General features: G+C 72.6%; 21 protein-coding genes and 2 tRNA genes. 12 read left to right on the top strand and 11 right to left on the bottom strand.

What is annotated here, in order from left to right:
• The first annotated feature begins 137 nt into the window (after positions 1-137).
• From AB0B86_RS27000 to AB0B86_RS26990, 3 genes are all read left to right on the top strand, one after another.
• A tRNA-Met gene (locus tag AB0B86_RS27000) sits at positions 138-211 on the top strand.
• A 190-nt stretch (positions 212-401) separates the two neighbouring features.
• Positions 402-475 (top strand) — tRNA-Met (locus AB0B86_RS26995).
• Between the two features lie 126 nt (positions 476-601).
• The gene (locus AB0B86_RS26990) at positions 602-853 is read left to right on the top strand and encodes a hypothetical protein (RefSeq protein ID WP_357403220.1); all 252 of its coding nucleotides are present in this window, start codon (positions 602-604) and stop codon (positions 851-853) included.
• Positions 854-916: 63 nt separating this feature from the next.
• Here AB0B86_RS26990 and AB0B86_RS26985 read toward each other — a convergent pair whose 3' ends face one another.
• A complete protein-coding gene (locus AB0B86_RS26985) occupies positions 917-2,248 on the bottom strand; it encodes an extracellular solute-binding protein (protein WP_357420074.1) in 1,332 nt (443 codons plus the stop codon).
• A 139-nt stretch (positions 2,249-2,387) separates the two neighbouring features.
• Between AB0B86_RS26985 and AB0B86_RS26980 the strand changes: the two genes are divergently transcribed.
• Positions 2,388-3,221: a phosphoribosylaminoimidazolesuccinocarboxamide synthase gene (locus tag AB0B86_RS26980; protein ID WP_357403224.1), complete on the top strand. Its 834-nt coding sequence runs from the start codon at positions 2,388-2,390 to the stop codon at positions 3,219-3,221.
• A 60-nt stretch (positions 3,222-3,281) separates the two neighbouring features.
• Positions 3,282-3,731, top strand: coding sequence for a hypothetical protein (locus tag AB0B86_RS26975; protein ID WP_357403226.1), 450 nt, complete (start codon positions 3,282-3,284; stop codon positions 3,729-3,731).
• Positions 3,732-3,790: 59 nt separating this feature from the next.
• Here the strand turns inward: AB0B86_RS26975 and AB0B86_RS26970 are convergent, their stop codons facing one another.
• Both AB0B86_RS26970 and glpK read right to left on the bottom strand, forming a co-directional pair.
• Entirely contained in the window at positions 3,791-4,213 is a 423-nt protein-coding gene (locus AB0B86_RS26970) for a DUF3592 domain-containing protein (RefSeq protein ID WP_357403228.1), read from the bottom strand.
• Between the two features lie 3 nt (positions 4,214-4,216).
• Positions 4,217-5,701, bottom strand: a complete 1,485-nt coding sequence (glpK, locus tag AB0B86_RS26965) for a glycerol kinase GlpK (protein WP_357403230.1) — start codon at positions 5,699-5,701, stop codon at positions 4,217-4,219.
• A gap of 77 nt (positions 5,702-5,778) precedes the next feature.
• On the opposite strand from glpK, the gene AB0B86_RS26960 reads away from it, so the two are divergent.
• Positions 5,779-6,717 carry a ribose-phosphate pyrophosphokinase gene (locus tag AB0B86_RS26960; protein ID WP_357403232.1) on the top strand — a complete coding sequence of 313 codons (939 nt, stop codon included), beginning with the start codon at positions 5,779-5,781 and terminating at the stop codon, positions 6,715-6,717.
• 127 nt (positions 6,718-6,844) lie between these two features.
• Here the strand turns inward: AB0B86_RS26960 and AB0B86_RS26955 are convergent, their stop codons facing one another.
• On the bottom strand, positions 6,845-7,297 hold the full coding sequence (locus AB0B86_RS26955) for an ATP-binding protein (protein ID WP_357403234.1): 453 nt from the start codon (positions 7,295-7,297) through the stop codon (positions 6,845-6,847).
• 119 nt (positions 7,298-7,416) lie between these two features.
• Here AB0B86_RS26955 and AB0B86_RS26950 point away from each other — a divergent pair, with 119 nt between their 5' ends.
• Together AB0B86_RS26950 and AB0B86_RS26945 are read left to right on the top strand one after the other, a co-directional pair.
• Complete coding sequence (locus tag AB0B86_RS26950) at positions 7,417-8,556, top strand: DUF5931 domain-containing protein (RefSeq protein WP_357403236.1); 1,140 nt, start codon at positions 7,417-7,419, stop codon at positions 8,554-8,556.
• Positions 8,553-9,224, top strand: a complete 672-nt coding sequence (locus AB0B86_RS26945; RefSeq protein ID WP_357403238.1) for a response regulator transcription factor — start codon at positions 8,553-8,555, stop codon at positions 9,222-9,224. Before AB0B86_RS26950 ends, AB0B86_RS26945 begins: the two co-directional genes overlap by 4 nt.
• 6 nt (positions 9,225-9,230) lie before the next feature.
• Here AB0B86_RS26945 and AB0B86_RS26940 read toward each other — a convergent pair whose 3' ends face one another.
• The 3 genes from AB0B86_RS26940 to AB0B86_RS26930 form a co-directional block, all read right to left on the bottom strand.
• Positions 9,231-9,803: a DUF5709 domain-containing protein gene (locus AB0B86_RS26940; protein WP_099848385.1), complete on the bottom strand. Its 573-nt coding sequence runs from the start codon at positions 9,801-9,803 to the stop codon at positions 9,231-9,233.
• 90 nt (positions 9,804-9,893) lie between these two features.
• On the bottom strand, positions 9,894-10,655 hold the full coding sequence (locus AB0B86_RS26935) for an ATP-binding protein (protein WP_357420073.1): 762 nt from the start codon (positions 10,653-10,655) through the stop codon (positions 9,894-9,896).
• 59 nt (positions 10,656-10,714) lie between these two features.
• On the bottom strand, positions 10,715-11,713 hold the full coding sequence (locus tag AB0B86_RS26930; protein WP_357420072.1) for an SDR family oxidoreductase: 999 nt from the start codon (positions 11,711-11,713) through the stop codon (positions 10,715-10,717).
• A 222-nt stretch (positions 11,714-11,935) separates the two neighbouring features.
• On the opposite strand from AB0B86_RS26930, the gene AB0B86_RS26925 reads away from it, so the two are divergent.
• Positions 11,936-13,135 (top strand): glycosyltransferase, encoded by a 1,200-nt coding sequence (locus AB0B86_RS26925; RefSeq protein ID WP_357420071.1) that lies wholly within the window; start codon positions 11,936-11,938, stop codon positions 13,133-13,135.
• Between the two features lie 88 nt (positions 13,136-13,223).
• On the opposite strand, the gene AB0B86_RS26920 is transcribed toward AB0B86_RS26925, so the two are convergent.
• Genes AB0B86_RS26920 through aroA form a run of 4 tightly spaced genes read right to left on the bottom strand, consistent with a single transcriptional unit; the run spans position 13,224 to position 17,413 of the window.
• Entirely contained in the window at positions 13,224-14,078 is an 855-nt protein-coding gene (locus AB0B86_RS26920) for a hypothetical protein (protein WP_357420070.1), read from the bottom strand.
• A 59-nt stretch (positions 14,079-14,137) separates the two neighbouring features.
• Positions 14,138-14,956, bottom strand: coding sequence for a histidinol-phosphatase (hisN, locus tag AB0B86_RS26915; RefSeq protein ID WP_357420069.1), 819 nt, complete (start codon positions 14,954-14,956; stop codon positions 14,138-14,140).
• Between the two features lie 28 nt (positions 14,957-14,984).
• Positions 14,985-16,142: a ribosome small subunit-dependent GTPase A gene (rsgA, locus tag AB0B86_RS26910; protein WP_357420068.1), complete on the bottom strand. Its 1,158-nt coding sequence runs from the start codon at positions 16,140-16,142 to the stop codon at positions 14,985-14,987.
• Positions 16,112-17,413, bottom strand: a complete 1,302-nt coding sequence (aroA, locus tag AB0B86_RS26905) for a 3-phosphoshikimate 1-carboxyvinyltransferase (protein WP_357420067.1) — start codon at positions 17,411-17,413, stop codon at positions 16,112-16,114. The genes rsgA and aroA overlap by 31 nt, the downstream gene beginning before the upstream one ends.
• A gap of 102 nt (positions 17,414-17,515) precedes the next feature.
• Here aroA and AB0B86_RS26900 point away from each other — a divergent pair, with 102 nt between their 5' ends.
• The 3 genes from AB0B86_RS26900 to AB0B86_RS26890 all read left to right on the top strand — a co-directional run bounded on the left by AB0B86_RS26900 (position 17,516) and on the right by AB0B86_RS26890 (position 19,489).
• The gene (locus AB0B86_RS26900; RefSeq protein ID WP_357420066.1) at positions 17,516-18,226 is read left to right on the top strand and encodes an SOS response-associated peptidase; all 711 of its coding nucleotides are present in this window, start codon (positions 17,516-17,518) and stop codon (positions 18,224-18,226) included.
• Positions 18,227-18,426: 200 nt separating this feature from the next.
• A complete protein-coding gene (locus AB0B86_RS26895; RefSeq protein ID WP_357403254.1) occupies positions 18,427-18,819 on the top strand; it encodes a WhiB family transcriptional regulator in 393 nt (130 codons plus the stop codon).
• Between the two features lie 52 nt (positions 18,820-18,871).
• Complete coding sequence (locus tag AB0B86_RS26890) at positions 18,872-19,489, top strand: alpha/beta family hydrolase (RefSeq protein WP_357403256.1); 618 nt, start codon at positions 18,872-18,874, stop codon at positions 19,487-19,489.
• Positions 19,490-19,549: the final 60 nt, after the last annotated feature.

The following is a 19,549-nucleotide window of genomic DNA, read 5'->3' as shown; positions in this document are numbered from 1 at the left end:
GCAGCCCCCGTCGTCGGACCGTCCCGGTTCCGGCGGCGGGGGCTCTGGCGTGACGGGTCCGTGCGGCACCGCGAGCTGGCGGATTCGGATGTCGTTTTGCGGGGCCCGGGGGTCGTGCGCTACGGTTATCGAGCCGACGCGGGGTGGAGCAGCTCGGTAGCTCGCTGGGCTCATAACCCAGAGGTCGCAGGTTCAAATCCTGTCCCCGCTACGAGAAACATCGAAAGCCCGTTTCCGGTTCGCCGGAGGCGGGCTTTCGACTTTCCCCAGGGTGGCCGTTGCTCGGAAGCTTTCCCGATGTCGGTCGCTGTTCGGAGGGTCGACGGTTTGTCTGCTCGTTGGCGTCGGCACCGACCCCACTGATCATCGCCAAACGGGATGGGTTAAGGTTAACCAGTCGACGCGGGGTGGAGCAGCTCGGTAGCTCGCTGGGCTCATAACCCAGAGGTCGCAGGTTCAAATCCTGTCCCCGCTACTACACAGGCAAAGGCCCGTCCCAGAGTCTTCTGGAGACGGGCCTTTCCCGTTAGCTGGTGGGCCCCGGCCCGTGGTTCGGCGCGACCGACGTGCCGAGGTTGCGTCCTTCGGCGAGGATGGGCACATGTCTTCCTTCGGTAAGTGGTGGGGCCGGCTCAGCGCGGTCCTCGGTGCGGCCGTACTGGCGGTCTTCGTGCCTGTCGCGGCCTGGGCGTCCACGGGCACCGGCGAGGTGGTGGTGGAGGCCGCGCGGCGGCGACGTGGCGGCGGCGGCTTCGGCGTCCTCAGCCTGCTCTGCTGCCTGGTGGTGGTGGCCGTCATCGTGTTCCTGGTGCTGCGCCTGACCCGCAACCGGCGCGGCGGCCCGCCGCGCTGACCCGGTGGCCCGCGCCGGTCGGTTGGCCGACGGCGGCGGGGCGTTGGCCCGGCCGCCGGTCGGTCAGGCCGCCAGTGCGGCGTTGGCCTGGGAGAGGAAACGCGTGGTGGCCGCCCGGGTGCCGGCCCGCTTGACGCGGACGCTCTCCGCGGCGGCGACAAGCAGCGTACGCACCTTGACGTTCCCCTTCGGCGGTGGTGCCGGCGCCGGTCCGAGTTGGTCGGCGAGGGTGGCATCGAGCGCGGCGGCGCGCTTCTCGGTCGGGTCGGTGATGCTGCCCTCGGTGTAGCGGCGGACGGCGAGGCTGGCGTTCAGGCCACGTTCGTGGCCGAGGACGGTGCCGGCCTCGCCGTTCGTGGTCAAGAAGTTGATCAGGTCGGTGACGATGTCCGGGTGGCGGGTGCCCCGGAACGCGGCCCAGGACATCGAGGCGCGTGCCCACTGCGCGGCGGGCGGCCCCGGAAAGCCGACCACGCCCAACTCGGCCCGGGTCAGCCGTTGCAACTCCGGTAGCTGGTGCGACAAGGCGAAGGAGGCGGCGGTCAATCCGGTCACCACAGGTTGCCGGGTCAGCTCCCGGCCGTCGGTCTGCTCGACGAGCGCGGCACCCGGGGTGGCCCGCGCCTTGCGGGCGCGCTGCCACAGCTCGAACCAGGCGACCAACTCGTCCGCGCCGAAACCGAGCTGGTTGCCCCGGTAGAACTCGCCACCCTGCGACCGCAGCCACAGCCACAGCGCCCGCTGGTCACCTGACGCGTCCATGGTGCCGGCCACCTGACCGTCGCCGGCCGCGGTTACCTGTTCCGCCCAGGAGATGTAGTCGGCCCAGGTCATGCCGCCCCGCGGCTCGGGCACTCGCAGCTCGCGCAGCAGCTCCCGGTTGAAGACCACTGCGGCGTGGGTCTGCCCGCTGGCCACCGCCATCGTCCGCCCCTCCACCGTGCCGGAGCGGATCAGACCCTCCGGCAGGCCCCGCAGATCGAGGCGGTTGTCGCTGACCCGGTCGGTGAGGTCGAGGATGATCTGGCGTTGCGTGTACTCGGTGAGCATCGTGTCGTCGATCTGGATCAGGTCCGGTACGTTCCCACCGGCCGCCTGGGTGGCCAGTCGGTCGTAGTAGCCGTCGGTGCCCTGCCAGGTGACCCGGAAGGTCACCCGGGGGTTGCGCTCCGAGTAGAGCCGCAGCACCTTCTCGGTGCGCTCGGCACGCCTGGTGTTCCCCCACCAGAAGACCGACAGCTCGACCGGGCCGTCCTGGGTGGACGTGGCGGCGCCGTCGCTGCATCCGGCCAGCCCGCCGGACACGAGCAGGGGTGCGCCGAGCAGCGCGGTGAGCAGTCGGCGCCGGCCCGGGTCGGCGCTGAGGCGGTCGATCGGGGGTGGAGCAACGGGCACGGGGGTCTCCTGGACCTGCGGGGGCGCGGTGCGATCATTCACGCAGCAAGCACACGAAGGTGTCAACGTCCGTCCGGTCACCCCCCGGGCGCGGGTGGTCGAATCAGGCCTTCCGACGTCGCGTGGTGTACTAGGGCGCGTGGAACTTCTGCACTCGGGCAAGGTTCGGGACGTGTACGCCGACGGCGACGACCTCATCCTGGTCGCCTCGGACCGGATCTCGATCTACGACGTGGCGCTGCCGACGCCGATCCCGGACAAGGGTCGCCTGCTCACCGCACTCTCGTTGTGGTGGTTCGAGCAGCTCGCCGACCTGGTGCCGAACCATGTCATCTCGGCCACCGACGTGCCCGCCGAGTTCGCCGGGCGGGCGATCCGCTGCCAGCGCCTGGAGATGCTCCCGGTCGAGTGCGTCGCCCGCGGCTACCTCACCGGCGGCGGCCTGCGAGAGTACGAGCGGACCGGGGCAGTCTCCGGCGTGCCGCTGCCCCGAGGGCTCGGCGAGGCGTCGATCCTGCCCGAGCCGATCTTCACGCCGTCGAGCAAGGCGCCGGCGGGTGAGCACGACGAGCCGATCACGTACGCCGACGTGGTGGACAAGGTGGGCGCGGAGACCGCGGAGCGGCTGCGGCAGATCACCATCGACGTCTACCGGCGCGGCGCGGAGTTGGCCGCCGACCGGGGCATCCTGATCGCCGACACCAAGATCGAGTTGGGCTGGGCGCCGGACGGCACCCTGATCCTCGCCGACGAGCTGCTCACCTCCGACTCGTCGCGGTTCTGGCCGGCCGAGTCGTACCAGCCGGGTCGGGTGCAGTTCTCCTACGACAAGCAGTACGTGCGGGACTGGGCCACCGGTGCCGGCTGGAACAAGCTGCCTCCCGCGCCGGACGTGCCGGCCGAGGTCGTCGAGGCGACCCGCGCCCGCTACGTCGAGGTCTACGAGAAGCTCACCGGCAACCGCTGGACGTGACCCGTCGCCCAGCGGATCACGGGGCAATCGGTTTGCTCACCAACTGTTAGCCTGCGACCCATGGCAACCAGGCGGACCATCTCGCCGCCACCCGAGGACTACGTCACCCGGATGGCCCGCCGGCCGCGCTGGCAACGGATTCTGATCCCGATCCTCATGCTCCTGGCGGTCCTGGTGATGCCGGTCGACATCGGCAGGAATCTGATCGGTGCCGAGCGGGTGAGCATCCAGGTCGAGTCCTGCGACCGCGGCGGGCCCAAGGGGACCCAACGCTGCCGGGGCACCTGGACCACGCCCGACGGGCGTGTGGTCACCGGCGGGGTGGGCGGCGGCTCGCTGCGGGTCGGCGAGCGGGTCGACGGCTGGGCCAACGGGAAGCAGGCCACGGTCAGCCTGATGGCCTGGCTCATCGCCCCGCTGATGGTGGGCTCGGCCCTGTTGGCGGCGATGGTGGCGCTCGCCGTCGTCTTCGCGCGGATCGGCGTGCAGCGGCTGCGCGGCGTCCGCTGACCCGTGGCAGGCCAGCTCCCGTCAGCACGATGGGTGACAGGCCACTGTGGAAGAACGGTTCAGGTCAGCCGCTCAACGGCCACGATGCCAGTGACCAGCACGACGACGCTGACGATCAGCAACGAGACGAACGGGACGAGCACCGAGGACCTACCCTTGATAATCGGTGACTCGACGAGGATCCGGCGCGGGCGGTCGGGTTCGTACACGACGGTGACCGGCCCGGGGGCAGCCGACAGGGGAGTCTGCCGCCAGCGCCCCGGTGTGGTGGTCACCGTGGCACCGTCGGCCGTTCGGTACCGCACGATGGGGTAGTAGGTGCGGGCACCGTTGCCCCTGTTGATCGGACGTAGTTCCACCACCTCGCCCGGCGTGCGTACGCCCCGGCGCAGCAGGCCGAGGTCGCGCCAGAACCGGACGACCGCGTACGCCATCCCGGCCAGGCCGAGGCCCGCCGTGATCGTCAGGACCAACTCCGGCACGGCTCACTCCATCCAGTCGAGGGTGCGTTGCACGGCCTTGCGCCACTGACGCAGCTCCCGCTCGCGCACCTGCGGGGCCATCGCCGGCTCCCACTGCGCGTCGGAGCGCCACTGCGCCCGCAGGGTGGCCAGGTCCGGCCAGAAGCCGACCGCCAGACCGGCCGCGTACGCGGCACCCAGGCAGGTGGTCTCGGTGATCCGGGAACGCACCACCGGCACGTCGAGGACGTCCGCGAGGAACTGCATGAGCAGCCCGTTGGCGGTCATCCCACCGTCCACCCGGAGTCGGCGCAGCGCCACGTCGGAGTCGGCGTCCATCGCGTCGACCACCTCGCGGGTCTGCCACGCCGACGCCTCCAGCACCGCCCGGGCCAGGTGCCCCTTGGTGATGTAGCCGGTCAGGCCGGCGATGACGCCCCGCGCATCGCTGCGCCAGTGCGGGGCGAACAGCCCGGAGAACGCCGGCACCACGTAACAGCCGCCGTTGTCGTCAACGGTGCGCGCCAGGTCCTCCACCTCGGCGGCCGTGGAGATCAACCCGAGGTTGTCCCGCAGCCACTGCACCAGCGAGCCGGTGACCGCTATCGCGCCCTCCAGGGCGTACGCCGGAGGTTGGCCCTTGATCCGGTACGCGACGGTGGTGAGCAGGCCGTGCGTCGACGGGACAGCTGTGGCGCCGGTGTTGAGCAGCAGGAAACTGCCGGTGCCGTAGGTGCACTTCGCCTCGCCCGGCTGGAAGCAGGTCTGCCCGAACAGGGCGGCCTGCTGGTCGCCGAGCGCACTGGCCACCGGCACCCCGGCGAGCACCCCACCGGCCGTGCCGTACACCTCGGCGGAGCAGCGGATCTCCGGCAGCATCGCCGCCGGGACGCCCAGCGCGTCCAGTAGCTCCGGGGCCCAGTCCAGGGTGGTGAGGTCCATCAGCATGGTCCGGCTGGCGTTTGTCACGTCGGTGACGTGCTCGCCGGTCAGCTTCCAGATCAGCCAGCTGTCCATGGTCCCGAAGAGCACCTCGCCGCGCTCCGCGCGCTCGCGCAGGCCGTCGACCTCGTCGAGCAGCCAGCGCAGCTTCGGGCCGGCGAAGTAGGTGGCCAGCGGCAGGCCGGTGCGGGCCCGGAACCGCTCCTCGCCGTACGCCGAGGCCAGCTCGCGCAGCAGCGGCCCGGTGCGGGTGTCCTGCCAGACGATGGCGTTGGCCACCGGGCGGCCGGTCGCCCGGTCCCAGACGACAGTGGTCTCCCGCTGGTTGGTGATCCCGACGGCGGCCAGCCCGGTCGCGTCGGTGCCGGCGGCCCGCAGTGCCTCGACGACGACCTGCTGGACGTTGTCCCAGATCTCCTCGGCGTCGTGTTCCACCCAGCCGGGTCGGGGGAAGTTCTGCCGGTGCTCGCGCTGGGCCACGGCGACGATGTCCCCGGCGGAGTCGAAGACGATGCACCGCGAGGAGGTGGTGCCCTGGTCGATGGCGGCGACGTACTGGGGGGTCACCGCAGCACCGTACCCAAAGCGGCAGCGTGGTGCGACAGGCGTCACGTCGGCCGGGGCTTCGCCTACGATGTGCGAACGTGCGCGACATCGCCGTTTTCAGTGGAACCGCCCATCCCGACCTGGCCGCCGAGATCTGTGCCCACCTGGGGGTGCCGCTGCATCCGGTGCGGGTCTCCCGGTTCGCCAACGACTGCCTGGAAGTGCAGTTGCAGGCGAACTGCCGGGAGCGGGACGTCTTCCTGATCCAGCCGCTGGTCCCCCCGGTGCAGGAGAACCTCGTCGAGCTGCTGCTGATGATCGACGCGGCGCGGGGCGCGTCGGCCGGCCGGATCACAGTGGTGCTGCCGCACTACGCGTACGCCCGCTCGGACAAGAAGGACGCGCCACGGATCTCGATCGGCGCCCGGCTCGTCGCCGACCTGCTCACCTCGGCCGGGGCGGACCGGGTGCTCGCGATGACCCTGCACTCGCCGCAGGTGCACGGCTTCTTCAGCGTTCCCGTGGATCACCTGCACGCGTTGCGGGAGCTGGCCACCCACTTCCGGCGCTACGACCTGAGTGACGCAGTGGTGGTCTCACCCGACCTGGGTAACGCCAAGGAGGCGGCGGCCTTCGCCCGGCTGCTCGGTACGCCGGTCGCGGCCGGGGCGAAGCAGCGGTTCAGCGACGACCTGGTCAAGATCAGCGCGGTGATCGGCGAGGTGACCGACCGGGACGTCATTGTGCTGGACGACGAGATCGCCAAGGGCAGCACGGTGATCGAGTTGATGGAGCACCTACGCGGCCTGAAGGTCCGCTCGATCCGGCTCGCCTGCACGCACGGGCTCTTCTCCGGCGACGCGTTGCAGCGGCTCAGCGGCCAGGACGGCGTCCTGGAGATCGTCTGCACGAACACGGTGCCCATCCCGGCCGCGAAGCGCGTTCCCGCCCTACAGGTGCTGTCGGTGGCCCCGGCCCTGGCCGAGGCCATGCGCCGAATCCACAACGGCGAATCCGTCTCCGCCCTCTTCGCCTGACCCCGCCGAAGCCCCGGCTCGACCCCCGTCGATCATGGAGTTGTGGTGCCGTACACAAGGGGCAGATGTGGAGCTGTCGCCCACCACGACTCCATGATCCCCCGCAGGGGCGGGGCGGGGAGGGGGGTCAGCGCTTGGTGCGGTCGTGGTTGAGGCTTGCGGTGATGCGGACCAGGGTGCCGCCGGAGCTGGTGACGACCTCCATGGCGTCGGTCAGCTCGCGGGCCAGCCAGAGGCCCCAGCCGCCGGCGGTGTCCGGGGCTGGCCGACTGCGGTCGCCCAACCGCTGCGGACTGATTCCGGTGCCGTGATCGGCGACCTCGCAGACAAGCAGGTCCGACTCGCACCAGAGCCGCAGCCAGCCGCGTCCGCCGCCGTGCCGCACCGCGTTGGTGATCAACTCGTTGATCGCGAGCACGAAATCGTCAAGGCGTTGGCCGCCGAGCCCGCAGGCGTGCGCGCAGGAGGTGACCGAGTGGCGGATGTCGGTCACCTGGGCCTGGTCAAAGGCCTCGGCGATCAGGACGGCGGGTTCGATGGGCACCACCGTACGCGGTGCGTGCGGCTCGGCGTTCGTCATGGGCCCGTCCAAGCGGCGGATCTCGGAGTGGTTCGCGGCTTTTCCACCGTACGTCAGGGTTTCCTGAACCGCACTCGCTGCTCGCCGTGCTACCTGCGGCATATGGCATCGTGACGGCCATGCCGTCGCCGCCAGGTGGATTCGAGGTGCCGCTGTGGCGTGCGCTGGCGGTGTTCAGGCTGGCATCCCTGGCGTACGTCTGCCTGCTCGCGGTGCGCGACGCCGACCGGTACGCCCACCCGTACGCCGTCGGCGCCCTGGTCCTGGTGATGGCGGCCTGGACCGGGGCGACCGCCATCGGCTACGCCCGGCCGGCCTGGCGGCGCTGGCCGCTGCTGCTTGCCGATCTCGGAGTGGTGCTGGCCGTGGTGCTGGCCACCCCGTGGGTGGTCGGTCGGGCGGCGCTCGCCAGCGGCGTACCCACAATGGGGGTCGCCTGGATGGCCGGCCCGGTGCTGGCCTGGGCCGTCTCCGGCGGCCGGCGGCGGGGCATGATCGCCGCGCTGCTGGTCTCCGGCGCGGACCTGACCACCCGGGAGCGGATCGGCCAGTCCTCGTTCACCGGGGTGATCCTCATGCTGCTCGCCGGGGTGGTGGTCGGGCACGTGGCCCGTCTCGCGGCGGGCGCCGAGGAGCGGCTGCAACGTGCTGTGGAGTTGGAGGCGGCCACCCGGGAGCGGGAACGACTGGCCCGGGGCATCCACGACTCGGTGCTCCAGGTACTGGCGTTGGTGCAGCGGCGTGGCGCACACCTGCCCGGTGAGGCCGGCGAGCTGGCCCGGCTGGCGGGCGAGCAGGAGGCCGCGTTGCGGGCGCTGATCGCCGGCGCCGGCCCGGCCGCCGACGTGGCGTTGGACGGGCCCGACGCCAGCGCGGTTGACCTGCGGACCCTCCTCGGCCGGTACGCCTCACCGGCGGTGGAGCTCGCCGCGCCGGCCACCCCGGTGCCGCTGCCCCGCCGGGTGGCCGCAGAGTTGGCAGCGGCGACCGGCGCGGCCCTGGACAACGTGGGGCGGCACGCCGGTGGACGGGCCTGGGTGTTGATCGAGGACGAGGGGGAGACGGTGACGGTGTCGATCCGCGACGAGGGGCCGGGCATCCCGGACGGCCGGCTGGCCGAGGCCGCGGCCCAGGGCCGGCTCGGGGTGACCCAGTCGATCAGGGGTCGGGTGGTCGAGCTGGGCGGGACCGTGCGGATCGCGTCCGCCCCCGACGCGGGCACCGAGATCGAGCTGACAGTGCCGAGGGCGCGGCGATGAACCCGACCCGGGTGATGGTGGTTGACGACCATCCGATGTGGCGCGAGGGCGTGGCCCGCGACCTGACCGAGGCCGGATTCCTGGTGGTGGCGACAAGCGGCGAGGGGCGACAGGCCATCCGGGTGGCCGCCGCCGCCCGGCCCGACGTCGTCGTACTCGACCTGCAACTGCCGGACATCTCCGGCGTCGAGGTGATCCTGGGGCTGCGCGCGGCACTGCCCGACGTGCGGGTGCTGATGCTCAGCGCCAGCGGCGAACAGCAGAGCGTGCTGGACGCGGTAAAGGCGGGAGCGACCGGCTACCTGGTGAAGTCGACAGCGCCCGCGGAGTTCCTCGACGCGGTCCGCCGGACCGCGGCCGGCAACGCGGTCTTCACCCCCGGCCTCGCCGGGCTCGTCCTCGGCGAGTTCCGCCGGCTGGCCGCCGGGTCGGGGCCGGGCCCCGACCCGGCCGGCGGCGCGGAACCGGCGACGCCCCGGCTCACCGACCGGGAGACCGAGGTGTTGCGGCTGGTGGCGAAGGGGATGTCGTACAAGCAGATCGCGCAGCGACTCGGACTGTCGCACCGCACGGTGCAGAACCACGTCCAGAACACCCTGGGCAAACTGCAACTGCACAACCGCGTCGAGCTGACCCGGTACGCCATCGAACGCGGCCTGGACGACTGAGGCGGGTCAGACCGAGCGCGGCGGCTCCGTCTCGTGGATGGCCAACTCCTCGGCGGTCGCCCCGCCGCCGGCCGAACCCGCGTCGTACGCCACCGAGTCGGTCTCCTGGTCGGTGTGCGCCCCCTCGTCCGGCTCGACCAGCCGACCCACTGTGGCGTCGGCGACAGTGCCGAGCTGACCGTGGTCGTAGAGGGAGACCGGCGAGTTCGGATCCGAGGTGGGCCCGGGATCCATCACGTCGGCGTCCAGCTGTGCCTCCGCCGCGGCTTCCAGGTTGTCCGCCTCGAAGGCGATCTTCGGGTCGATCGTGCCGGCCAACGGGTCGTCCGCCGGGCGCTCGTAGACCTCGCGGTCGAGCTTGTAGTCGAGCGACTCGCCGTCCAGCTGCTCCTCGGCGGTCGTGCCGAACCGGTCCACCGCCACCGGCGTCCGGTCGCCGGGGAGTTGGGCCGGGTCCGGGCCGTCCGCCTCGCGCCCGGTGAGCACGTCGTCGTTGGCGGTCGAGTCGTCATCTGCGGTGTCGGGCAGACCTTGCGCCTCGGTGTCGGACACGGGGGTCGGGTACTCGTTGTCGCGCATGTCTGATCACTACCCGCTGCCCTCCCGCCGTAACCGGAGCAGCGCAGGCTGTGCGGTGGTCGAAAGCGGCAGCGGAGGCGAAACGCCGCATCAGCTGAGGTGCGCGACCTCGTCGTCCGGGGACAGCACGCACCACACGACCTTGCCGTCCGGTAGGGCACTGCTGCCCCACCGGCGGGCCACCGTGTCGATCAACAGCAGGCCCCGGCCGCCGACCCGGTTCGGCGGGGACAGCCCGGCGAACGTGGGGTGGCGCGCGGAGTAGTCGCGAACCGCCAGGTGCAGGGTGTCGTCCCGGGCGGCCAGCCGGACCGTCATCGGGGTCCGCGCGTGCGCCACCACGTTGTTCACCATTTCGGTGATCGCGATGGTGGCCGGGTCGACAAGCGTCGGCATGCCCCACCGTCGGCAGCCGATGGTGACCAGCTCACGGGCCTGCCGGGCGGCTCCCACCGCCGGGGCCAGTTCGGCGCTGAGCACCGCCCCCGGCGGCGTCACCGCGACCGAAGCCAACGCGTCGTCCACCGTCGGCCAGGCCGGTACGCCTGCCACCAGGACCGGACGGGTCGGTGCCCCGACGTCCACCCCCTCGGGCCGGTCGACGGTCGGGTCACAGAGCAGCAGATCCACAGCGGGCCAGTCGGCGACCTCGCGACGGACCTCGGCGAAGACGGCCCGCCCGGCCGGGTCCACCATCCGCAGTCCGGTCACGTCCGCCACCACCGGACCCGGTCGGTCCCAGAGACAGGCAAGCAGCGCGTCGCGGACCGCCTCGACTCCGGCGGCGTCGAGCGTCCCGGTCAGCCGGACCACCGCCGACGAATCGTCGACCTCCACCAGACAGCTCGGCATGATCGCCCCATTGTGCGCGCCGGCGACGGTTCGCGCATTCGGGCGCTCGACGCCGGTCATCAAGGCGCCAACCGGGATCGGCGGTTGATCGCCGCCAGGGTGCCGACGGCGGTGCCGGCGGCGGCGAGACCGAACGCGGCGGTCATCCGCACCAACTGGCGCCGCCGACCGTGCCAGCCGCCGTCCCGGTGGGCCTGGCCGTCGGCGTCGAAGACGTTGCCGCTGCTGTCCGCCCGCGCTCCCGGACCGAACTGTGCGCGGTGGGCGTACCAGCCGAGGGTGCGCTCCACGAGTGCGGGCGCCAGCCGCCACTGCAGGCCGATCAGGCGGGCCGCGCCGCCGGCGTACGCCTCGCGGCGGGGCCGGCGCAGCACCCGCACGATGGTCTCGGCGACCACCTCCGGCGGGTATATCGGGGGCGGTGGCATCAGTTCCCGCCCGCTGTGGTTGGCCGCGTGCCGGAAGAACGGGGTGTCGATGGTGGCCGGCAGCACTGTGCAGACGGAGATCTGGCCGCGACCGGTGACCCGAAGCTCCTGCCGGACCGTGTCGGCCAACCCACGGATGCCGTGCTTCGTGGCGTTGTACGCCGACTGGTACGGCATGGCCACCTCGGCCAGCACCGAGGCGTTGTTGACGAGCACGCCGCCACCGGCCGCGCTGAGGTGCGGCAGAGCGGCCTTGATGCCGTACACCGCGCCGAGCAGGTTGACCTCGAGCACCCGACGGAACTCGGCGACCGGAATCTCGTCGAACAGACCCACAGCGCTCACTCCGGCGTTGTTCACCCAGGCGTCGATCCGGCCGAACTCGGCGGCGGCCCGATCGGCGAGCCGTCGCACCGACTCCGGATCGGTCACGTCGGTCGGCACGACGAGCGCCCGGCCGCCCAGCTCCAGGCAGCGCAGCGCGACCTGGCGGAGGGCCGCCTCGCTGCGGGCGGCCAGCACGACGGCAGTGCCACGGCGGGCCAGCGCGTACGCGGTGGCAGTACCGATCCCGCTGGACGCACCAGTGATCACCACGGTCGAATCGTCGAGGCTGCGGGTCAGTGGCATTTCTGAGCGGTACCCCCGCCCAGGCCAGGTCATGCCAGACACCGATTGTCGATCTTTAGAAGGGGCGGTCCGGGTGGTCGATGTGGTTGCCGTGGCGCAAGCATCGGTGGCACTCGCGGGCACTGTTCCCGATCTGCCAGGTTTCGACTCCCGCTCCCGAGGTTAATGGGACGCTCTGAACGGGAGGACCACCGCCGAGGAAAGATCGCAGGGAGGTGACCCATGCGCGTTGGCCTCGTCTGCGCGCACGCCAGCTCGTACCGCCACGCCGACGGTCCACCCGTTGGCACCCGGCAGCACATCGCCCGGGTCGCCGCCGAGTTGGCGGAGCGAGGCCACGACGTACGGCTCTACGAGCGCCGGGACGACCCCGGCCTGCTGGCGACGGTCGACGTCGACGGCTACCAGGTGTACCAGGTGCCAGCCGGCCCACCCACCCCGCTGTCCACCGCAGAGCTCATCCCGTACGTGACGGAGTTCGGCCGCTGGCTGGCCGACGCGTGGTCCGGCGCCTGGCGGCCCGAGGTGGTGCACGGGCACTACTGGGTCGGTGGCCTGGCCGCCGCGCACGCCGTGCGGGAGACCGACATCCCGGTGGTGCAGACGTTCCACTCGCTCGGCGTCGAGCAGGCACGCCACCTGGGCGGCCACTACGCCGGGCCGGGGGAGCGGATCACCCTGGAACGCGCCCTGACCCGGGCGGTCGACATCGCCGTCGCCCAGTCGAACGACGAGGTGGACGAGCTGACCCGGATGGGCCTGCAACGCAGCTCGGTGGCGCTGGTGCCGGCCGGGGTGGACATCGAGCAGTTCCAACCCGACGGCGAGGCGGCGCCGCGCGAACAGCGGGCCCGCATCCTCTCGGTCGGCTCGCTGGACCCCGGGCACGGCCAGGAGGACCTGATCCGGGCGATGCGACTCGTCGGCGACGCCGAGCTGGTCATCGCCGGTGGGCCGCCGGCCGACCAGTTGGCCAACCACACCGAGGCGCGACGACTGCGCGAGCTGGCTGAGCAGGTCGGCGTCGTCGACCAGGTACGGCTCGTCGGAGCGGTGCCGCACGATCAGATGGCCACCTGGTACCGCTCGGCGGACGTGGTCGCCTGCACGCCGCACTACTCCTCCGCCGGCCGGGTCTCGCTGGAGGCGATGGCCTGCGGGGTGCCGGTGATCGGTTACGCGATGGGCGGCCTGGCGGACGCGGTTGTCGACGAGGTCACCGGACGCCTGGTGCCGCCCGGCGACGTGCGGGCGCTCGGCGTCTCGCTGCGGCGGCTGCTCGCCGACAACGCCGGCCGGTTCGCCTACGGGCACGCCGCGGTGGACCGGGTGCGCAGCAGCTACACCTGGGAGCGCACCGCCGGCGCACTGGAGCGGCTCTACGAGCGGGTGGTGAGCCGCCGCAAGCCGGTCGAGGCCTGACCCGGCCACGGGTGCGCGACGGCGGAAGGCAGTCGCCGGGCACGGCGACGGCCCCACCACCATGCCCCGTGGGTCACCGTGCGGTTCGTCAGCCGGGCCGGCCGACGACGACCATCGCCTGGTCGCGCCGGCGGGCCAGCGCGCGTTGCTGCTGCGGCTCGGCGTACCGGGTCAGCCCGATCACCGCGGCCAGGGTGACCAGGAAACCGGCCGCGGCCAGCCACTCCCGGCCCGGCCAGATCTTGTCGTTCAGCAGCAGCAGGCCGACGACCGCGGCCGGCACCGCGCCGGCGGCGTCCATCGCGGCGACCGCGGCGGTCGTCGAACCGCGCTGCATGGCCAACCCCAGCAGCAGTTGACCGACGATCGAGTGGGCGATCAGCAGGTAGAACAGCGGGTGGGAGAGGAACGCCTCGGCGGACCCGACGGACGCCAGGGGCCGGGCGGCGACCGCCGCCGAGCTGAACGCCAACCCGGCCAGCGAGCCGAGAGCCACCGAGCCGGGTGCCCCGCGCAGTCGGACGGCGAAGACACCGAGCACCGCGATGACGCCGAGCGCCACCAGCAGGGCGATCGAGCCGGCGGTGCCGAGCTGCTTCGACGGGGCCGGCCGGGCGGACAGCACCAGCCCGGTGATCCCGGCGAAGAGCAGGGCCAGCAGCACCACCTCCGCCACCGGCAGCCGCCACTTCAGCACCAGCACGCCGAGGATGGCGGTCACCCCGAGCCCGGCCGCGACGCTCGCCTGCACCAGGAACAGCGGCAGGTCCCGGCGGGCCAGGAAGGCGAGCACGAATCCGCCGATCTGGCAGCCCAGGCCGACCAGGTACGTCCGGTGCCCGGCGAGCCGCAACAGCAGCCCCGGGTCGAAGGTGTGGTGGACCGTGGTGCGGGCCGCGGCCACCGACTGCAGGAGGTTGGCGAAGCCGTACGCGACGATCATCGCCGCGAGAAAACACCAACCGGAGGAGACCACCTGGCGAGGATAGAGGTTGGCGGGGGTCAGCGCTCGGCTGGTCGATCGAGCCGGCGGAGGATGTCGGCGTGCAGCGCACCGTTGGTGGCCACCACGCTGCTGTCGGTGCCCGGCGCGCCGGCCGGAGCCGGTCGACCCCACAGATCCGTGACAGTGCCACCCGCCTCGGTGATGATCGGCACCAGCGCCGCCACGTCCCACAGGGACAGCTCCGGTTCGACCATCACCTCGAGTGCGCCCTCGGCCAGCAGCATGTAGCCGTAGAAGTCGCCGTACGCGCGACTGCGCCAGGTGGCCCGCATCAGGTCGAGCATCGCGTCCAGCCGCCCGGCACGCTCCCACCCGTCGAGCGACGAGTAGCAGAAGCTGGCAGCCGCGACCTCGTGCACCGCGGACACCCCGATCCGCTCGCCGTCGGCGGGTCCGGGGCCGGCGTACGCCCCTGCGCCCGCGCTGGCCCACCAGCGTCGGCCCAGCGCCGGTGCGGACACCACGCCGACCGCCGGCCGGTCACCGTCGTAGAGCGCGATCAGGCTGGCCCAGACCGGCACCCCCCGGACGAAGTTCTTGGTGCCGTCGATCGGGTCGACGATCCACCGACGGCCGTGCGGGGCGTTGGCCGCCTGTGCGCCGTACTCCTCGCCGAGCAGCCCGTCGGTCGGCCGGTGCTCGGCCAGCAGGGCGCGGATCTCCCGCTCCACAGCGGTGTCCGCGTCCGAGACCGGGGTCAGGTCGGGCTTCGCCTCCACCCGCAGGTCGAGCGCGCGGAACCGGGCCATGGCGATGGTGTCGGCTCGGTCGGCGAGCAGGTGGGCGAGGGCGAGGTCGTCGGCGTACCCGGTCATGCCGGCAACCTAGCCGACGCCCGTCGGCTCACTCGTCGGGGCCGCGCCGGTCGCCCTCGCCGGGCCCGCGGTTGTCGCTCTCGCCGCGCGGGTCGCCGTCGCCGGCCCGGGAGGCGAGCAACCGGCGGTACGAGGCCAGCCGGCGCGGGTCGGCCTTGCCGGCGGCCACCCAGGCGTCCAGCCCGCAGGCGGCCTCGTCGGCCGTGTGCTGGCAGTTGGGCGGGCAGTCGACGGTGCCCTCGACCAGGTCCGGGAAGCCGTGCAGCAGGCTGTCGGCCGAGACGTGCGCCAGCCCGAAGCTGCGGATGCCGGGGGTGTCGATGATCCAGCCGGGATCGGTGTCGACGCCGGGCACCGGCGGCAACCGCAGCGCCACCGCGCTGGTGGAGGTGTGCCGGCCACGACCGATCGCGCTGACCACGCCGACAGCGCGCAGCGCGTCCGGGACGAGGCGGTTGACGAGTGTCGACTTGCCCACCCCGGAGTGCCCGACCAGCACCGACACCTTGCCGCTGAGCAGCGCGCGCAGCGCGCCCAGGTCGGCGTCGGGACGGTTGAGCACGTACGGCAGCTCCAGCTCGGTGTAGTAACCGAGCACCTCCTCCGGGCCGGCCAGGTCGGCTTTGGTGAGGCAGAGCAGCGGCTCGACGTCCGCGTCGTACGCGGCCACCAGGCAGCGATCGATGAACCCGGTGCGCGGCGGCGGGTCGGCAAGCGCGCTGACGATCACCAACTGGTCGGCGTTGGCCACCACCACCCGTTCCAGCCGGCCCTCGGCGGTGGTCTCGTCGTCGTCGGCGGTGCGGCGCAGCACCGAGCGACGCTCGGCGATCCGGACGATCCGGGCGAGCGCGCCCTCCGCCCCGGACGTGTCCCCGACCAGGCTGACCCGGTCGCCCACCACCACCGACTTGCGGCCCAGCTCGCGGGCGCGCATCGCGGTCACCGTGGGCAGTTCGGCCCCCACCACGCCGCGCTCGGCCCCGGCCAGCACGCACTGGTAGCGCCCCCGGTCGACGGCGATGACGAAACCGTCCACCGCGTCGTTGTGCTGGGGCCGGGTGCGGGTACGCGGGCGCGACGACTTTCCGGGCCGGACCCGTACGTCGTCCTCGTCGTACTCCCGCCGCTTGGTCGCCAGGGCCTGTCCTCTTCTCAGCTCTTTCCGGTCACCATTGCTGACCATAGTGCCGGGAACTCGGGCATGGTCTTGGAGGTGCACCCCACGTCGTCCACCTCGATGCCGGGGACGGCGAGGCCGGCCACCGCGGCGGCGTGCGCCATCCGGTGGTCGTGGTAGGTGCGGAAGATCCCGCCGCGCACCGGGCGGGGCCGGATCTCCAGCCCGTCCGGCAACTCGGTGATGTCCGCCCCGAGCGCGGTGAACTCCCGCGCGAGCGCGGCGAGCCGGTCGGTCTCGTGGCCCCGGATGTGCCCGACGCCGGTGAACACCGACGGCGAGTCGGCAAGCATGGCCAGCGCGGTCAGCGCCGGGGTCAGCTCGCTGACGTCGGAGAGGTCGGCGGTCAGGCCGTGCACCACGCCGGTGCCCCGCACGGTCAGCCCGGCGGTGGTGAGCGTGACCTCACCGCCCATCCGTTGCAGCAACGAGCGGAGTTGTTCGACAGGTTGGGCGCTTCTGTGCGGCCAGCCCTGCAGGGTGACCTCACCACCGGTGACCAGGGCGGCGGCGAAGAACGGCACGGCTCCGGAGAGGTCCGGTTCGATCTCCCAGCCGCGCCCGGTGAGCGGGCCGGGCTCGACGGTCCACACGTCGGGGGTGCTGTCGTCGACGGCCGCGCCGGCGGCCCGCAACATCCGTACCGTCATCCGCAGGTGCGGCGCGGAGGGCACCGGCGGGCCGACGTGACGCACCACGACGCCCCTGTCGAAGCGCGGGGCGGCCAGCAACAACGCGGAGACGAACTGGCTGGACACGGACGCGTCGAGCACCACCTCGCCGCCGGTGACCCGGCCGGAGCCGAACACGGTGAGCGGCAGGCTGCCGGTGCCGGTGACGTCGATCCGGACGCCGAGCGAGCGCAGTGCGCCGACCAGCGGGCCGAGCGGCCGGGTGCGGACGTACGGGTCGCCGTCGAAGGTGACCGGCCCGTCGGCCAGCCCGGCCACCGGCGGCACGAACCGCATCACGGTGCCGGCCAGGCCCACGTCGACGTGGGCGGGGCCGACCAGCGGGTGCGGCCGGACCAGCCAGCGCTCGTCGTCGCTTATCGAGACGTGTGCGCCCATCGCCCGCAGGCCGGCGGCCATCAACTCGGTGTCGCGGGCCCGCAGCGGCTCGGCCAGCGTTGACGGCCCGGCGGCCAGCGCACTGAGCACCAGGGCGCGCGCGGTCATCGATTTGGACCCGGGCAGGCGCAACGTCGCCGTCACCGGGTTGGACGCGGTCGGTGCGCTCCACGGCTGCGGCGGCCGGGTCGCGGTCAGATTCCCCACGGTTACATTCTGCCGCGTTGGCCGGCCGGCGACGGGCAGCGGTAGTCGTACTCCCGGTTGGCGGGACAGCCGACGGGGCCGCGACGCGTTAGCGTGTCGTCCATGTGCGGCAGGTACGCGACGACCCGGAGCGCCGGTGAGCTGAGCGCGCTGTTCGAGTCGTCCGACGACACCGGCGGCCTGCTCCGACCGGATCACAACGTCGCGCCCACCGACCCGGTGCCGCTGGTCCGGGTCAGCCCCGAGGGGCACCGCAGCCTCTGTGTCGGTCGCTGGGGTCTGCTGCCGCACTGGTCCCGGTCGCCCGCCGGGGCGGCCCGCATGATCAACGCGCGGGCGGAGACGGTGGCCACCAGCCGGGCGTACGCCGGGTCGTTCGCCCGTCGCCGCTGCCTGGTGCCGGCGGACGGTTGGTACGAGTGGGCCCGGCGGCCCGACGGTGGGCGACAGGCCTACTACCTGACGCCGAGCGACGGTTCGGTGCTCGCCCTGGCCGGCATCTGGTCGGTCTGGCAGTCCGAGGCCGAGACCCGGCTCACCTTCAGCGTGCTGACCACCGCGGCGCTCGGCGAGTTGGCCGAGGTGCACGACCGGATGCCGGTGCTGCTGTCGCCCGAGCACTGGTCGTCGTGGCTGGCACCGACCGACGAGCCGGAGCGGCTGCTCGTCCCGGCGTCGGCGGAGCGGCTCGCCGGGTTGGAAATCCGGCCGGTCGGGGCGGCGGTGGGCGACGTCCGTAATGACGGGCCGCAATTGACCGCCCGGGTTTCGGTGGAGCCAACGGTGCGGCCACAGGAGCTGACCCTGTTCTGATACCAACCGGTCCACATCGTCAGGCGCCGATTTGCCAGGGTTGCGCGTGATTCGTCGCCTGGCCGTTCAGTCATGTTCCCGGCAGACCCTTGTCCCGGTGTTGTGAAGTGCGATAGAACACAGCGCCGGTAGTGGCTGTCGATTCGCACGGGGCGGACGACGTCCACCGATCTTGCCGGTCCCACGGGGGAGGTGGGTGGATGACACGGGCGCGTATGCCTCGCCCGCACGAGGTGGCTGCGGCGCGGCGAGATCCGCGACTGCTGCGGGCAGTGCGGGAACGGCGACAGGACGACGCGTGGCGCACCAGAGGCACATGCCAGAGCGTTGATCCGGAGACATTCTTTCCGGCACCAAACGAACCGGCGGACGCCGCCGTCGCGCTGTGCCGCAGTTGCGACGTGCAGGGGTCCTGCCTGGCCTGGGCCCTCGACGTCGGTGACTGCCACGGCGTGTGGGGGGCCACCACACCCCGCGAACGGCGGGCGATGCTTGTCGCCTGGCGTGGCGAGGTCGATCCGGATCCGGACGCCGTCGACGACGCCGGCCCTCCGGTGCGGGATCGTCTGCTCACCCTGGTCCCGTTGAGCTGACCGGCGCACCCGACCCGCACCCGCCGCCGGTCAGGCGGCGCAGAATGGGTCGGTGCTGACCAGCGACGAGATCGACACCCCGCGTGGTTCGGCGCGGATCGACACCGACCTGCCGTCCCGCCCGGCCACCGCTCTGCTCGTGCTCGGGCACGGCGCGGGCGGCAGCGTGGACGCCCCGGACCTGCTCGCGGTCCGGGACGCGGCGGTCGCGGCCGGCCTGGTCGTGGTGCGGGTGACCCAGCCCTACCGGGTCGCGGGTCGACGTGCGCCGGCACCGGCAGGCCATCTCGACGAGGCCTGGACGGCGGTGCTCGCCGTGCTGCGGGAGCGGCACGGCGACGCGTCGACCGTGCTTGTCGGCGGCCGTTCCAGTGGCGCTCGGGTGGCCTGCCGCACGGCCCGTGCGGTGGGTGCGGCCGGGGTGCTCACGTTGGCCTTTCCGCTGCACCCACCCGGGCGGCCGGAGCGTTCCCGCGCCGCCGAGTTGGACACCGGGCTGCCGACGCTCGTCGTCAACGGTGACCGGGACCCGTTCGGGACACCGGAGCCGGGGCCGACCGTGCAGGTGGTGACCCGTCCCGGGGAGACGCACGACCTGCGCCGGGATCCGGTCGGCACCGCTGCCGTCGTCGTGGCCTGGTTGCGCGCCCAGGGCTGGGCACCCGCCTGATCCGGTCGGGCCCCGGCGCGCCCGGGCGACCGTTTCCGGTGCCGGGCGCGGGTCGTTGCA

Source organism: Micromonospora sp. NPDC049047, from assembly GCF_040649135.1.
Taxonomy (GTDB): Bacteria; Actinomycetota; Actinomycetes; order Mycobacteriales; family Micromonosporaceae; genus Micromonospora.
The sequence above is the reverse complement of the archived record's forward strand: the minus strand, read 5'-3'. Positions and strand labels throughout refer to the sequence as shown.